This is a genomic window from Sphaerisporangium melleum (genome assembly GCF_014646695.1).
Taxonomy (GTDB): Bacteria; Actinomycetota; Actinomycetes; order Streptosporangiales; family Streptosporangiaceae; genus Sphaerisporangium; species Sphaerisporangium melleum.
On sequence record NZ_BMNT01000019.1, the window covers coordinates 1 to 14,935 of the forward strand.

A 14,935-nucleotide genomic window follows, 5' to 3' on the forward strand; every position below is an offset into this window, starting at 1 on the left:
TGGTCTGACCGGTGTCCCACTTGTTGGTGATGTCCTCGGTGGTCCGCCAGATGTTGGCCACATCACCCCAGTTGCGCCGCGGCCCGGTCTTGTCGTGCACACTGTTGGAATTGATGCTGTACAGGATCGGCCGCCCCGTCGCCGCCAGAGCATCCCGCATCTTGGCGAACGTGCGCACCTGGTCATCGATCGTCCCGCTCGGCGAGCACCAGTCGTACTTGAGGTAGTCCACCCCCCAGGCGGCGAACTGCCGGGCGTCCTGCTCCTCATGCCCCTGCGCACCCGTCGCCCCGGGGTAGGAGTTGAAGTACTGCGCGCACGTCTTGTCCAGCGGCGCCTGGTAGATCCCGAACTTCAGCCCCTTGCCGTGCAGGTAGTCCCCCAGCGCCTTCATCCCCGACGGGAACCGCGACGCGTTGGCCTGCAGATTGCCCGCCGAGTCCCGGGTGGAGTTCATCCAGCAGTCGTCCACCACCACGTACTGGTAGCCCAGATCCCGCAGCCCCGAGTTCACCATCGCATCGGCCATCTGCTTGATCAGCGACTCACTGATGTTGCACCCGAAGGTGTTCCAGCTGTTCCACCCCATCGGCGGCGTCCGCCCCACCCCGTTCTCCAGCGCCTGCGCCGGCGCCGCACCGGTGGTCACCACCACCGCGGCCGAGGCCACGGCCACCACCGCCGACACGGCCGGGGCCAGCACGGCCCGCACCCGTCTCCTGGTCATCGAGGTCTTGGGGGTCATCGCGGCTCCTTGGGGGCGGAGTTCAACGGCGAATCCTGTTTTGTTAGCGCTAACAAACAGGTCGGGACGGCACGCGCGAAGGCGTGGGTGGTCCAGCGGAGCGTGCTTGCGCCGCGGACCGTTGGTCAAGTCCCGGACGGCCCGAAACCGGGCGAACTGCGTTGACAGCGCACCGCCCCTGAAAGTTTCAGCTCCGCCTCACCATGGCCGCGGCGGGCGGTGAGGCCGCGGCCGGTGACCGGTTCAGTGCTCGGGCAGCGGCAGGTACTCGAACCAGTCGAAGTCGGCGACGTTGCCCGTGGGGTCCCCCTCGCCGCTGAGGTACACGCCGATGTAGGCGCCGATGAAGCCGCCCGCCATGGTGGTGCTGAGGACGCGGCCGTCCACCGGCTCGCCCAGCTTGCGCCACTCCCCCGGGCGGATGCCGTAGAGCATCTGGTACTCCTGGCCATGGGCCTCGACGCCGAGCCACAGCCTGCCCGGCGCGACATCGGCCTGGACGAGGGTGTGGTCGACGCCGTTCTCCCGCCTGATCACGGTGAGACCGCTCGCGGTCATGACGAGCAGGATGTGGAAGTCGTCGTTCTGCACCAGGGCGAGCCCGGCGCGTTCGCGGCCCTCGGGGACGAACTCCATCGCGGTGTGCACCGCGAAGTGGACGTGCTCCTGCCGCCGGGCGATGAGGGTCGGGTTGGCCCGCTCGGTGATGGACTCCGGCCGGCCGCGCAGCCGCAGGAAGCCTGGGCGCTCGGTGAGGGTCCAGTACGGCTCGCGGGGCGTGCGCAGGTGGTTCCACTGGGGCAGCAGCCGCAGGGTGTCGAAGTTGTCGCAGGCGGGCGGGGCCGGCCAGCGGCAGGCGGGCAGATCGGGGGCCTCGCCCTCCGGGCGGACCGGCTCGGCGACCGGCCAGCCGTCCTCCCAGTGCACCCGGGTCAGGAAGGTCTCCCGGCCGAGGTTGTAGTGGTAGCCGCCGTAGGGGCGCATGGCGAGCAGCACCATCCACCAGTCACCGGCGGGCGTCTGGACCAGGTCGCCGTGCCCGGTGCCGACGATGGGGTGGTCGCGGCCGAGGTTGCGGTGGGTGAGGATCGGGTTGCGCGAGCTGCCGGTGTAGGGGCCGGTGACGTGGTCGGCGCGGGCGACGCTGATCGCGTGGTCGTGCGCGGTGCCGCCCTCGGAGACCAGCAGGTGGTAGCGGCCGTCGACCTTGTAGATGTGCGGGCCCTCGGCCCACACGGCGCCCTTGACGGCGCCGTCCCACAGGACGTGCTCCTCGCCGACGAGTTTCACGCCGTCGAGGTCGAGCTCGCGCAGCCAGATCTCGGTGTGGCCCTCGTACTGCTGCTGCCGGGCGGGGCGCGTGCCGTGCACCCACGCCCGGCCGTCGTCGTCGAAGAACAGCGACGGGTCGAACCCCTCGGTCTCCGGCAGCCAGTAGGGCTCGCTCCATGGGCCCGCCGGGTCGGTGGCGGTGACGATGAAGTTGCCCGACTCCATCAGCCCGTCGATGAGCGTGGTGATCATGTAGAAGAGGCCGTTGTGGTGGCGCAGCGTGGGCGCGTAGATGCCGCCGCTCGGCCGCACCCCGTCGAGGGGGAGCTGCGAGGCGCGGTCGAGCACGTGCCCGATCTGCCGCCAGTGCACCAGATCCTTGCTGTGGAAGATCGGAACTCCGGGGAACCATTCGAAGCTCGAGGTGACCAGGTAGTAGTCCTCGCCCACCCGGCAGATCGAGGGGTCGGGGTGGAACCCCGGCAGGATCGGGTTGGTGAACCGCACCTCAGACGGCCTTTCTCTTACATAGGGACGCTACGTTCCCGGCTACCTGCCCAATTCCAGGACGCCCCATCCCGCCGTGCTCGAATACGAGCGGCCGGAGGAGTCGTTCCAGGTCACGACCGCGGTGCGCGCGGGCCCTGTCGCGTCGTTCACCTGGACGTCGAAGCCCAGCAGGTCGCCGGCGGACGGGGTGATCGTCGGCAGCGCGATGGAGGCCTCCACGACGTACCCGCCGGGGACGGTCTTGGCCGCGCTCACCAGGTTGTCGCGCACGCCGGCGGCGTCGAAGGTGCCGCCCACCGTCTGCCTGCCGGTGAACGAGACGCGGTACTGGCCGTCGTCATCGTCGTACCCCTTGGTCTTGCCGTTGCCGGGGTCGGCGAAGATCTCGACCGAGTCCTGCTCCCAGGCGTTCTGCGACTCCTCGCTGAGGTGCGCGTCGGTGACCCGCGCGAGCACGTACAGGTGCCCGGCGTCCCACAGGGCCCGCACCTTCGCGGTCGCGCCGCCGCCGCCCTGCACCCAGGTGGCGGTGGTGACCTCGGGGGCCTTCGTCCAGAGCGCGTCGGGTACGCCGTCGACGACCGGGGTGCCCTTGGCCGCGCTGGTCAGCTTGACGGCGGGGGTGAGGGTCAGCTCGCCCGTCCAGGAGGTCCGGGCGCCGCTGGTGGCGTCCCGGGCGACCAGTTCGAAGAGGAGTGTCCCGCCGGGCGCGGCCGCGGCCGGCAGCAGGGCCTCGGCGCGGTAGCCGTCCTTGACGGCGGCGGTGCGGTACCAGGTGGCGCCGGTGTCCCGTTTGACCACCCGTTCGGCGCCGCCGAGCCGCAGCGTCACCGTGTCGGCCCGGTCGCGGGTGCCATCGTCCACCTCGGCGAGCACGGCCAGGCCGGCGGCCGACCAGCGGGCCTGGAACCGGGCGGCCACCGCGCCGACGCGGGCGACCGGCGTGCCGGGCAGCAGGTCCCACTGCCGTTCGCGCGCGCCGTCGATCCGTACGGTGCCCTGCGGGACGTCCAGGCGGCGGGTCAGCGGCGGCAGCCTCGCGGGGTCGACGACGCCCCAGTAGGCGGGCTTGGCCTGCAGTTCGTCGTCGAACAGCAGCGGCGGGTCGAGCCGGGTGATCGGGAAGGACGACAGCCAGGTGTCGTCGTCGGCCAGGCCCCAGAGGGTGACCGAGGACAGGTGGGACGCCTGGCGGCGGAAGACGTCGAAGATCTCCTTGTACCGGTGCCCCTGCTCGGCGAGCACCTCGGCGGGCACGGTGGCGTAGGAGGAGACGAAGTCGGTGTAGACGCTCACGTCCAGCTCGGTGACCTGCTGGTCCACGCCGAGCCCGGCGAACAGCTCGATGGTCTTCTCGATCTCGGCGGCGGCGGGGTACTCGATGTTGACGTGCACCTGGTGGCCGACCGCGTCGATCGGCACCCCTTCGGCCCGCAGCCGCCGCACCAGGTCGTACACGGCCCGGCGCTTGCGCGGGAGCTCGGTGTTGTAGTCGTTGAGCACGAGCCTGGCCGCCGGGTCCACCTGGCGGGCGACGCGGAAGGCGGTGCGGATGAAGTCATAACCGGTGATGGTGAACCACGGGCTGCGGCGCATGCCGTCGGGCCGGTTCTCGTCCACCACCTCGTTGACGACGTCCCAAGTGCCGATCTTGCCCTTGTAGCGGCCCATGACGGCCCTGATGTGGTCGGTCAGCCGCTTGAGCAGCAGCGCCTTGTCCGCGGGAGTCGCGGTCAGGTCGCGGTCGCCGTCCTTGAACACCCAGTCGGGGGTCTGGCTGTGCCAGGCCAGGGTGTGGCCGCGGACCTTCATGCCGTTGCGCAGGGCGTGGTCGACGAGGTAGTCGCTTTCGGCGAAGGTGAACTCGCCCTCGCGGGGCTCGGTGGCGTCCCACTCGAGCGCGTTGCCGGGGGTCAGGCTGTCGAAGTGCCGGGCGAGCAGTTCGCTGTGCTCGCCGAGGGTCTGCGCCCGCCCGGCGGCGGCGCCGACGTCGAACGGGAGGACGTCCTTCACCGCCGGGATGTCGGTCTGGACGGGCTTGGCGGGCACGTACGCCAGTGTGAAGTCGTCGAGGTGGAACGGGAAGGTTCCGCTCGGCGACTCGACGTACACGCTGAGGAAGTCCACGTCGTGGGCGAGGGTGTATGAACCTTTCAGCTCCGTCCATCCGCCGGCGGCGACCGCGGTGGGCGCGGCCACCCGGTCGTAGCTCGCCGTGCCGTTCAGCCTGCGTTCGACCGACAGGCCGAGCTCGCCCTCGGCGGTGCCGGCGCCGAGGCGCACCCACACCGACAGCGTGTACTTCGACCCCTTGGCCATCTTGCCGAGGACGCTCAGCGCGGGGCCGTCCCAGGACGCGCTGCGGCCGGTCGTGAGCAGGCCGCGGGTGCCGCCGTGGGCCTGGTCGCCGGTCACGGTCAGCGTGGCCGACGCGCGCGGCGACCGTCCCTGGGTGGTGCCGGTCTCGAAGTCGCTGGTCACCCCCGAGCGGCCGGGCTCGGTGTCGGAGGTGATGGTGATGTCGTCCAGGTGGAACGCGGCGGTGGCGTCGGTGCTCTCGGCGTAGAGCTGCAGGTCGGGCGATTCGGTGGCGAACGAGTAGGTGCCGCTGATCTCGGTCCAGCCGGTGGCGGTGACCGTGGCGGCGCCGACCCGCTCGTAGGTGGTCTCGCCGCCGTCCGGGGTGCGCTGGACGGTGAGGGCGATCGTGGTGTCCGGTGTCCCGGGGGCCAGGCGCGCGTACGCGGTGATCGTGTAGGTCACCCCCTTCTCCAGGGGCGGGGTGACGGACGCGCCGTGCCAGGTCTCGGTGCGGCCGGTGGTCAGCAGGGAGGCGCCGCCGGAGTGGGCGGCGTCCGGGACGACCTGGACCGACACCCCGGAGCCGCGGGGCGCCCACCCCTGTGCGGTGCCGTCCTCGAAGTCGTACCGGGCCGTCTGGACGGTCGCCGCGGCCCCGCTCGCGCCCGCCGTCTGCGCGCGTGCGGCAGTGGACGACAGGATGGACAGCGGAAGGCATAAGGCGGCGATCGCCGCCGCCCATGAGCGTGGGAACCGCATGCTGGTCTCCTTGGAGAGGTCGGGCGGGGCAGGGTGCGGGAAGGCCCTGGCAACGCCGATCGCCGGGACCGGAGCGGTCCCGGCGATCGTCCGCCGAAGGTCTGGGCCGGGCCGTGGCCGCGGGTCAGCCCTTCGTCGCGCCCGCGGTGAGACCGCCGATGAGCTGGCGTTCGGCCACGGCGTAGAAGGCCAGTGCGGGGACCATCGCGAGGACGACGTAGGCGAGGATCTTGGCGGTCTGGGCGGCGTACTGCCCGTAGAACTGCTGCACGCCCAGCGGGACGGTCCACCAGTTGGGGTCGTTGAAGATGACCAGCGGGAGGAAGAAGTTGTTCCAGCTCGCCACGATCGCGAGCACGGACACGGTGGCGAGCGCGGGCCGGGCCATCGGCAGCAGGATCCGCCAGAAGAAGCCGAACGGGGTGCAGCCGTCGATGGTCGCGGCCTCCTCGACCTCCCGGGGGATGGTACGGAAGAACGCGCGCAGGATGATGATCGTCATCGGCAGCCCGAACGCGGCCTGCGGCAGGATCACGCCGAAGGGGTTGTCCAGCAGCCCGAGTATCCGCAGCAGGACGAACAGCGGCAGGATGGCCACGGCGAACGGGAACATCAGCCCCATCGCGAACAGCGTGTACAGCAGCTCCCTGCCCCGGAAGGCGAAGCGGGCGAACACGTACGCGGCCATCGCCGACAGGCCGACGACGATGAGCGTCGTGGCGAGGGCGATGAAGACGCTGTTGACGATCTGACGCCAGAACGAGCCGGAGAACAGCACGTCGGTGTAGTTCTCCGGCACCCACGGCGAGGGCAGGCCGAAGGGGTTGGTCGAGAGCTGGCCGGTGTCCTTGAACCCGCCGATCAGGGCGAACAGGAGCGGCACGACGACGAACGAGCCGAGCACGAGCACGATCGTGTGCAACGAGATGCTGCGCGGCAGGTTGCGGCGGCGCCCGGGCGCCCGTTCCCCGGCCCGCGCGGTCATCGCTGGTCTCCCATGGTGGTGATGGCTCCTTGGGTGTCGCGGCGCATGACGAACCGCTGGTAGGCGAGCGCGAAGATCAGGCTGATCAGGAACATCACCACGCTGATCGCGCTGGCGTAGCCGATCTGCGAGCGCTTGAAGCCGAACTGGAACATGGTGACGGCCATCGTCTCGGAGGAGTGGATCGGCCCGCCGGCGGTGAGCACCCAGACCAGGTCGAAGAGCTGGATCGCGCCGATGACGGAGAGGAAGACGCTGATGCGGATCGTCGGCCCGAGCAGCGGCAGGGTGACGTGGCGGAACTGCTTCCAGGGGCCGGCGCCGTCGATGGCGGCCGCCTCGCCGAGCTCCTTGGGGATGCCCTGGCGGCCGGCCAGGTAGAGGATCATGTGGAAGCCGAAGTACTTCCAGGTCATCACCAGGAACAGCGACATCATCACGGTGTCCGGCTCGGCCAGCCAGCTCGACTGCAGGCCCGACAGGCCGACGGTGCCGAGGATCTGGTTCGCCAGGCCGGCCTCCGGCGAGAGGATCATGGTGAACAGCACACCGGTGATCACCTCCGACAGCACGTACGGCGCGAAGAAGACCAGCCGGTAGAACGCGCGGCCCCGCATCTTCTGGTTGAGCAGCATGGCCAGGCCCAGCGACAGCGGGAGCTGGATCACCAGCGACAGGACGATCAGCAGCCCGCCCCGCCGGAGGTCGCCGAGGAAGACCTCGTCGGCGAACATCCGGGTGTAGTTGTCCAGCCCGATCCAGTTCTGCGGCAGGCCGCCCAGGCCGTTCCACTTGAACAGGCTCGTGTACGCCGCCAGGGCGATCGGCGCGAGCACCAGCAGCGTGAACAGCACGAGCGCCGGCAGCACGAAGAGCGTGATCGTCACCAGGACGCCGAGTCTGCGGCGTCGGCGGGAGGGACCGGAGGCCCGGCCCGCCCGGCGCGGCGGGTCCGGCGCGGCCGGCGGGCGGTCGGTGAGCGCGGGTCGTGTCATCGTCTTCCCTCAGCGTGAAGCCCCGGGCGCGGCCCCGGGGTGACGCGGCACGGTGCCGCACTGTGGTCGAGGTGGAGGGCCGCGGCCGGGCCGCCGTCGGGGACGGCGGCCCGGCACCGCGGATGGTGCGGAGGGCTACTCGGACTTGGCCGTCTCGGTGATGGCCTGGGAGACCTGCTCGGGGGTCTTGGAGCCGGCGATCAGGGCCGCCACGCTGTCGTTGACCTCCTGGCCGACGGCCGGCGGGTAGGCCTGGTCGAGGTAGAGCTGGAATCCGGTGGCCGAGGCGAGCTGCTTGGCGACCACGGAGAGGTTCGGGTCCTTGACCACGCCCTCCTCGCCCTTGAGCACGGGCAGGACGGCGCCGGTCTCCACCTCCTGCTTGTGGATCTCCTTGCTGGAGATGAACTTCAGGAAGTCCAGCGCGGCGGGCGGGGCGTTGACGCCCACCGAGTACCCGCCGCCACCGCCGAAGGCGTCCGAGATCGAGCCCTTGCCGCCCTCGACGGCCGGGAAGGGGAAGAAGCCGAGCTTGTCGCCCAGGCCCTTGCCGACGTCGCTCTGGACGCTCGGCGCCCACTGGCCCATCAGCTCCATGGCGGCCTTGCCGTTGCCCATCGCCGCGGCCTGCCCGTCGGAGGTGCCGTAGCCGGCGCCGAGGAAGCCCTTCTGGAACGGCTGCAGATCGACCAGTTCCTTCAGCTTCTGCCCGGCCGCGATGAAGTCGGGCTTGGTGAAGTCGTCGTCGACGGCCGCCTGCTTGAGGGCGTCCAGGCCGGCGATGCGCATAGCGAGGTAGGCCCAGTAGTAGTGGCCGGGCCACTTCTCCTTGCCGGCCAGCGCGATCGGGGTGACACCGGCCGCCTTGAGCTTCTTGACGGCGTCGAGGAACTCGGTCCAGGTGGCGGGCGGCGTGGTGATGCCGGCCTTCTCGAACAGCTCCTTGTTGTACCAGAAGCCCACCATGCCGATGTCGTGCGGAATGCCGTAGGTCTTCTGGTCGAACTGGTACGCCTGCAGGGCCGCGGGCGTGAAGTCGGCGATCCAGGTGGCCGCCTCGGAGGAGAGGTCCTTGACCAGGCCGGCGTCGATCTGCTGCTTCAGGACGCCGCCGCCCCAGGTGGTGAACAGATCGGGCGTCTTACCGGACTGCGTGACCGTGGTCAGTTTGGCCTTGAAGGCCTCGTTCTCGATGGGTACGTTCTTGATCGTGACGTTCGGATGCGCGTCCTGGTACTCCTTGACCTTCTTCACCCAGAACGACTTCAGCGGCTCGGTGGTGGAGATGTTCCACCACTCGACGGTGACCTTCTCGGCCGCCCCTCCGGTGCCCGTCGCCGTGCTTCCCGAGTTGGACTGCCCACCGCAGCCTCCCGCGAGCAGCGCCGCGGCCGCCGCGACCACCACCACACTTCGCCGACTCAACGACATCTTCGTGGCTCCTCCCTCGCACGCACCCGCCGAGAGCTGCGGCTCCGCGTCGAGAAGTTGAAAGTTTCTCTGACACCCCCGAATATTTCGTGCTGCGGAGAGTACGTAAACCCCGTGTAACACGTCAATAGTCCCGCTGAACCTGTTACTCGCGCCAAGAACAGCATGGCGGGAGGAAGACCCCCGGCGACAGACCCCCTCGCGGGGAAATTCCGAAAGCTTTCGGATACACTCCGTGGCATGCCAGCGAAGAGGCGGGTCACCATCGCTCTGATCGCCGAGGAGGCCGGTGTCTCGGTCCCCACGGTGTCCAAGGTCGTCAACGGCCGTCCCGAGGTCGCGCCCGAGACGCGCCGCCGTGTCGAGCGCCTGCTCCACGAGCACGGCTACCGCCGGCGCACCGGACAGGGAGACGGGCCGGTCGGCCTGATCGACCTGGTCTTCGCCGAGATCGAGAGCCCATGGGCGATGGAGATCATCCGCGGAGCCGAGACGGCCGCGCGCGAGGCGGACGCGGCCGTCGTGGTCTCGGTGCTGCACACCCACTCCGGGCCCGGCCGCGACTGGCTCGACCGCATCGCCGCGCGCCGCACCGACGGCGTCGTCCTGGTCGCCTCGCGGCTCACCCGCCGCCAGCACGGCCAGTTGCTCGCGCGCTCCATCCCGTTCGTCATCGTCGACCCCGAGGGCGAGCCCGCGCCCGACGTCGCCTCGGTCGGCGCCACCAACTGGCACGGCGGCCTCGCGGCCACCCGCCACCTGCTCGAGCTCGGCCACCGCCGCATCGGCATGATCGGCGGACCGGCCGAGATGCTGTGCAGCCGGGCGCGCATCGACGGTTACCGCGCCGCCCTGGAGACCGCGGGCCTGCCGGTGGACCCCGAGCTCATCCGCTACGGCGACTTCCTGGTCGACTCCGGGCACAAGCACGGCAAGGCGTTCCTGGAGCTGCCCGACCCGCCCACCGCGATCTTCGCGGGCAGCGACATGCAGGCGTTCGGCGTCTTCGAGGCGGTACGCCGGGCCGGGCTGCGCGTCCCCGACGACCTCAGCGTGGTCGGGTTCGACGACCTGCCGCTCGCCCGATCGGCCTGGCCGCCGCTGACCACCGTCCGCCAGCCGCTGGAGGAGATGGCCGCGCTCGCCACCCGCATGGCGCTGGAGATCTCCCGCGGCGACTCCCTGGAGACCCGCCGGGTCGAGCTGGCCACCGACCTGCTCGTCCGCGACAGCACGGGGGCGCCCCGGCGGTGACGCCCGCCCTCCGGGGAGGCGGGGCCGCGCCACGAGCCGGGAGCCGCCCTGCCGCGCGGGCCCGCGTGAGCGTGGAAGCACGCCACCGCCACCGCGAGACCGGCACCGCGGCCCCTGATCGATCGTCATGGTCTTGACGTGCCGTCCGCCCGCGTTCTACGTTGCTGAAGCGAAAACTCTCATAAAACTTATGAAACGTTTCGGAGGGTCCGGTGGCCGCCCCGCTCGTCGCCGGCGGAACACAGGCTGATCACGGCGGCGGAGCGCGGCACCTTCGCCGCCGTGGTCTCCGGGAACCGCCACGACTCCCGGACGCGCCACCCGCGCCGGCCGGTCGCCGGCGGTGATCCCGGCCGTCCTCCGGCCGGCCCGTGCGTCCCCGCCTGGCATCGGGACCACGCCGGAGCCGGCCGTCCAAGACGTGGAGGGCACCTCATGGGCGCTCGAGGTGTCCTCCACCTTGACCAGCGCGAGGCCTGCGGGCGATGAGGACCTCGGTCTCGACCGTCTCCGCCCAGCTCCCGCCGGGCTCTGCCCGTGACAGCGCCTCGTCGAGCGCCTCGACGAAGCCGGGGAGCCGGTCGCCCAGCCGGGCCGGGGTGGAGAACGAGAACGACAGCTGCAGGCCGATCACCTGCTCGATGTCACGTCGCACCGTGCGGCGGAACGTCGCCGTCGAGATGTCGCCGAACGCCGACTCCGCCACCACATCGGCGTGGTGCCGCCCGGACTGCTGGAAACCCTCCTTGCCGTTCAGCCGCCACTCGATGTCGAACCGCCGCCGCACCGTCTGCACCACCGGCTCCCACGGCGGCTCGACGGGGTCGCGGCCCGGCCCCACCAGCACGACCGCGCCGTCCGGCGGCAGCATGGCGTCCAGGTCGGCGAGCACCCGGGCCCGCTCCATCCAGTGGAACGAGCGCCCCATGACGACGTGGTCGACGCGGCCGAGAGGAAGCGCGGCGAGCCGGCCCGAGTCGCCGCGGATCCAGCGGATGCCGGCCGGCGCCTCCCGCGCGCCCTCGGCGAGCATGTCGTCGCTGGGGTCCACCGCGGTGACGGTGCCGGCGTACCGCGAGAGCGGGATGGCCAGCGTGCCGGGGCCACAGCCCAGGTCGAGGACCCTGGAGCGCGCGCCCAGGGACAACTCGCGGGCTATGTGGCCGATGACCTCCTCGCCGTACCCGTTGCGGTAGCGGCGGTAGTGCGCGGCCGCGCTGGCGAAAAGCAGACGTGGCTCCACCTGGGCCATCCTAGTGCGGTGCCCGATCGTCCCCGCGTCGGCCGGAACGGGCGGGCCGGCCCGAGGGCGGCCCGCTGCTCGCGTACGGCGTTCGACCGCCCGCCCGGCCGACTCGGCCCCCGGCTCGCGATCGCGGTGAGCAACGGCTACACCGTCGGCAGCGGCGCGCATCGCGGCGAATCCCCGCGGGGTGCACCTGGTGGTTCTCTCGCTAGATTCTATGCAGCGTCCGCTGTCACCAATGGAAAGGTCATGTCCCTTGAGGTCCAGTTTCGGCCGGAGTGTCCGGTGAGACGGCTGTTCACGGTCCTGCTCGTGACAAGTGCGGCACTCGCCGCGCTGGTCACGCCCGCCCAGGCGCACAACGTCCTCACCGGCAGCGACCCCAAGGACGGGGCCACGGTCACCGCCGTGCCCCGGCGGGTCACGCTGACCTTCGACCAGCCGGTGCGGGCCGACTTCGCCAAGGTGGCCGTGACGGCTCCGGGCGGCGCGGTGACGCAGGCCGCCCTGGAGGTCGTGGACGCCAAGGTGTCCGCCGAGCTGCCGGCCGGCGGCGCGGCGGGCGCGTACATCATCGGCTACCAGATCCTGTCCAATGACGGGCATCCGGTCACCGGCAAGATCGAGTTCACCGTCACCGGGCCGGCGGCGGGCCAGAGCGCCTCCCCGCCCTCCGCCGGGACCACCGCCTCCCCGGGCACCGGGTCCACTCCCGCGACCGGTGCCCCGTCTCCCGCCGCTCCGGGGCAGGGGGTGGCTTCGCCGGTCGCCGGTGCCGCCGTGCCGGGCACCAGCGGCGGCGGCTGGGTGTGGGGAGTGCTGATCGCCGCGCTCCTGCTCTCGGGTCTCGGCATCCTCGTCGTCGCGCGGCAGGCCCGCCTGGCGGGCGGGGGCGGCGCATGACCGGCGCGGACGACGGCGGCGGCGCCACCGTACGGGAGGCCGCCGTCGGAGACGCCGTACGGGAGGCCGCCGTACAGGAGTCCGCCATCGCCACACCGGCCGGCAACGGCCGGTCCCCCGGCGACGGGGCAGCGAGCGCGAGCGGGGCCGTGTGGCGGTGGCCGGTGTGGGGGCTCGCCGGGGCGTCGCTGGTCGCGGTGCTGGTCGCGACGTGGCGCACCGCGCCGCAGGCCGTCCCCGGCATCACGCTGCCCGGCCCGCTCGTCCAGTACGGCCTGCCGGTCACCCGCCTGTTCATGGAGCTGTTCGCGCTGGCCGCCGTCGGGCTCAGCCTGCTGCCCAAACTCCTCGGCTTCGACGACCCCGGGCGCACCGAGCCCGTCATGGCCCGCGCCCGCGTGTGGGCGGTGCTCGCGGCCTTCGGATGGGCCGTCGCCGCGCTGGTGGCGATGCTGCTCGGCGCCGCCGAGGTCGTCCCCGGCCGGTTCCCCGACCCGGGCGGGTACGTCGAGGCGATCGGCGCGGGCCAGGGCCTGGTGCTCAGCGCCGCGTGCGCACTGGCGTACACGTTCTTCGGCCTGCTGGCGCTGCGTTTCGGGGAGAAGGTCCCCGCCGAGCTGCGGGTGATCGTGGCCGTGTTCGGCCTGCTGCCGCTTCCGGTGAGCGGGCACGCGTCCAACTGGTACTGGCACGACCTGAGCATGGTCTCGATGGAGCTGCACGTCGTCGGCGCGGCGCTGTGGACCGGCGGCCTGGCCGCCACGGCCGTGCTCCTCGCGCGGCACCGCGACCTGCTGGCCCGCGCCCTGCCCGCCTTCTCCCGCCTGGCGACGGTGGCCCTGCTGGTGGTGGGCCTGTCCGGGCTGTTCAGCGCCCTGGTGGAGCTGGCGCTGTCCCCCACGACCCGCCTGCCGGGGTCGTTGTTCACCACGGAGTACGGGCTGCTGGTGGTCGCGAAGCTCGTCTGCTTCGGAGCGCTCGGCCTGCTCGGCGCGCACATCCGCTGGCGGCTCATGCCGGCCATCGCGCGGGGCGGGACGACCGCGTTCGCCGCCTGGGCGGCGATGGAGGTCACGGTGATGGGCCTGGCCTACGGCGTCGCGGTCGCCATCACCCGCGCCCCGGTCGCCTGACGAAAGCCAGTGGGTCCGCCCGATCGGGTGGACCCGGTGGCCGCCGGCGAGCCGGCATGCGCATCATCTGGACCTTGATCCGCTTCGCGGCACGCCGCCCGCGCCCTCATCCGGCGGGTCGCGGCGTGCCGCGGGCAGGGGCGCTCAGGGGGTGGCGGGGGCGCTGATGGGCAGGGCGGCGGGGGCCTCGGGCTCGCCGGAGCGGCGGCGGTACCACTCGACGCCGTACCAGCCCGCGCCGAGCAGGACGGCCGTCACCGGCGCCGAGACCACGAGGAAGGGCGGAGCCTCCAGCAGGCGGTCCTGCAGGGCCAGCCCGCCGTAGACGCCCGCCGTGACCAGCAGGGCGCCGAGCGCGGCCCGCACGGCGGGCATGCGGACCATGAAGGCCAGGTCCACGCAGACGGCGGCGGCGAGCAGGAAGAAGGGGACGGCCGAGGGAGGGAAGCCGCCGACGACGAGCAGCGGCCAGATGACCGCACGCAAGCCGACGTAGACCCCGGCGACGGCGGTGGCCGTCCATCTGCGGCCGACCAGCGCCCGCGCCATGACCAGCACCAGCATGGCGGCCACGCCGAACCACATCGGGTAGACCCAGTCGGGCACCGGCAGCGAGAAGGCCCGCGCCATGTCGAGGTCGATGGGCTTCTGGAGCTGCTTGGCGGCGAACTCGATCAGGCTCGGCTCGGCGTACGGCTGCCCGCGTTCGAATGAGGCCAGCTCCAGGATGCCGTACTCCTGGTGCTCGCTGGGGAAGAGCGTGTTCTCCAGGAAGAAGACGAAGAAGCCGCCGAGCACGACCGTGCGCCGCCGCCCCTGGGGGGCGTTGAGGTACCAGCCCCGGATCACTCCCGCGATCATGAACGCGGTGCCGATGTACAGCAGCATGTGGGACGGGCTCCACGAGGTGATGTCCACCCCGTTGATCCGGTGGTTGATCAGGTCGATGGGCACCGCGATGAGGAACGTTCCCGTTCCCCACTGGATGAGCCGCTGCGCGGTGCGGTCGACGCCGTAGCCGGTGTACCCGTGCACGATCGTGAGCGCGAGCACGATGGCCGTGCCGGCGCTGTTGAGCAGGTGTGGCGGCGCGAGGTCGTCGCGCAGCCACTTGAAGTGCCAGGACACGTCCCACGACGCGCCGAGGACCTTCAGCACGAAGGCGACGATCCAGCTCGTGTACAGCACGCGGAGCAGATCGGGCGGCGTCTCGCGCCCCGCCTCGCCCCGGGTCCAGTAGGGCAGGGCCCACTCGCCGGCCCGGACGGCCTTGCCCTTGGCCCATCTGTACGGGAAGAGCATCCGCCCGCCGGCCCCGGCGTTCTTGACCTTGTCACCTGCGCCTTGCTTCACGCCAAGCATGATGCCGGTCCCTGAGATGCTCCGCAATCGGGAGTTTCC

11 protein-coding genes are annotated in these 14,935 nt (G+C 71.5%); 3 read left to right on the forward strand and 8 right to left on the reverse strand.

Annotated elements, in window-relative coordinates; translation table 11 throughout:
* The 6 genes from IEY93_RS17720 to IEY93_RS17745 form a co-directional block, all read right to left on the reverse strand.
* Positions 1-745: glycoside hydrolase family 27 protein (locus IEY93_RS17720; RefSeq protein WP_229691233.1), on the reverse strand; the 745-nt coding region annotated here is incomplete at its 3' end.
* 243 nt (positions 746-988) lie between these two features.
* Positions 989-2,524: a glycoside hydrolase family 43 protein gene (locus tag IEY93_RS17725; protein ID WP_189164194.1), complete on the reverse strand. Its 1,536-nt coding sequence runs from the start codon at positions 2,522-2,524 to the stop codon at positions 989-991.
* Between the two features lie 42 nt (positions 2,525-2,566).
* Complete coding sequence (locus IEY93_RS17730) at positions 2,567-5,587, reverse strand: endo-1,4-beta-xylanase (RefSeq protein WP_189164195.1); 3,021 nt, start codon at positions 5,585-5,587, stop codon at positions 2,567-2,569.
* Positions 5,588-5,711: 124 nt separating this feature from the next.
* A complete protein-coding gene (locus IEY93_RS17735; RefSeq protein ID WP_189164196.1) occupies positions 5,712-6,572 on the reverse strand; it encodes a carbohydrate ABC transporter permease in 861 nt (286 codons plus the stop codon).
* Positions 6,569-7,567 carry a carbohydrate ABC transporter permease gene (locus IEY93_RS17740; RefSeq protein ID WP_189164197.1) on the reverse strand — a complete coding sequence of 333 codons (999 nt, stop codon included), beginning with the start codon at positions 7,565-7,567 and terminating at the stop codon, positions 6,569-6,571. Before IEY93_RS17740 ends, IEY93_RS17735 begins: the two co-directional genes overlap by 4 nt.
* Before the next feature lie 135 nt (positions 7,568-7,702).
* Positions 7,703-8,998, reverse strand: a complete 1,296-nt coding sequence (locus IEY93_RS17745; RefSeq protein ID WP_189164198.1) for an extracellular solute-binding protein — start codon at positions 8,996-8,998, stop codon at positions 7,703-7,705.
* Between the two features lie 240 nt (positions 8,999-9,238).
* Between IEY93_RS17745 and IEY93_RS17750 the strand changes: the two genes are divergently transcribed.
* Entirely contained in the window at positions 9,239-10,252 is a 1,014-nt protein-coding gene (locus IEY93_RS17750; protein WP_189164199.1) for a LacI family DNA-binding transcriptional regulator, read from the forward strand.
* A 433-nt stretch (positions 10,253-10,685) separates the two neighbouring features.
* Here IEY93_RS17750 and IEY93_RS17755 read toward each other — a convergent pair whose 3' ends face one another.
* Entirely contained in the window at positions 10,686-11,495 is an 810-nt protein-coding gene (locus IEY93_RS17755; protein ID WP_189164200.1) for a class I SAM-dependent methyltransferase, read from the reverse strand.
* 288 nt (positions 11,496-11,783) lie between these two features.
* Between IEY93_RS17755 and IEY93_RS17760 the strand changes: the two genes are divergently transcribed.
* Both IEY93_RS17760 and IEY93_RS17765 read left to right on the forward strand, forming a co-directional pair.
* Complete coding sequence (locus IEY93_RS17760; RefSeq protein WP_189164201.1) at positions 11,784-12,401, forward strand: copper resistance CopC family protein; 618 nt, start codon at positions 11,784-11,786, stop codon at positions 12,399-12,401.
* Positions 12,398-13,534, forward strand: a complete 1,137-nt coding sequence (locus IEY93_RS17765; protein WP_189164202.1) for a CopD family protein — start codon at positions 12,398-12,400, stop codon at positions 13,532-13,534. Before IEY93_RS17760 ends, IEY93_RS17765 begins: the two co-directional genes overlap by 4 nt.
* A gap of 144 nt (positions 13,535-13,678) precedes the next feature.
* On the opposite strand, the gene IEY93_RS17770 is transcribed toward IEY93_RS17765, so the two are convergent.
* The gene (locus IEY93_RS17770; protein WP_189164203.1) at positions 13,679-14,887 is read right to left on the reverse strand and encodes a DUF3488 domain-containing protein; all 1,209 of its coding nucleotides are present in this window, start codon (positions 14,885-14,887) and stop codon (positions 13,679-13,681) included.
* Positions 14,888-14,935: the final 48 nt, after the last annotated feature.

What these genes read in the sequence shown, in the direction of transcription:
- IEY93_RS17730 (WP_189164195.1), bottom strand. Translation starts at nt 5,587, where the DNA reads ATGCGGTTCCCACGCTCATGGGCGGCGGCGATCGCCGCCTTATGCCTT.
- IEY93_RS17735 (WP_189164196.1), bottom strand. Translation starts at nt 6,572, where the DNA reads ATGACCGCGCGGGCCGGGGAACGGGCGCCCGGGCGCCGCCGCAACCTG.
- IEY93_RS17740 (WP_189164197.1), bottom strand. Translation starts at nt 7,567, where the DNA reads ATGACACGACCCGCGCTCACCGACCGCCCGCCGGCCGCGCCGGACCCG.
- IEY93_RS17745 (WP_189164198.1), bottom strand. Translation starts at nt 8,998, where the DNA reads ATGTCGTTGAGTCGGCGAAGTGTGGTGGTGGTCGCGGCGGCCGCGGCG.
- IEY93_RS17750 (WP_189164199.1), top strand. Translation starts at nt 9,239, where the DNA reads ATGCCAGCGAAGAGGCGGGTCACCATCGCTCTGATCGCCGAGGAGGCC.
- IEY93_RS17765 (WP_189164202.1), top strand. Translation starts at nt 12,398, where the DNA reads ATGACCGGCGCGGACGACGGCGGCGGCGCCACCGTACGGGAGGCCGCC.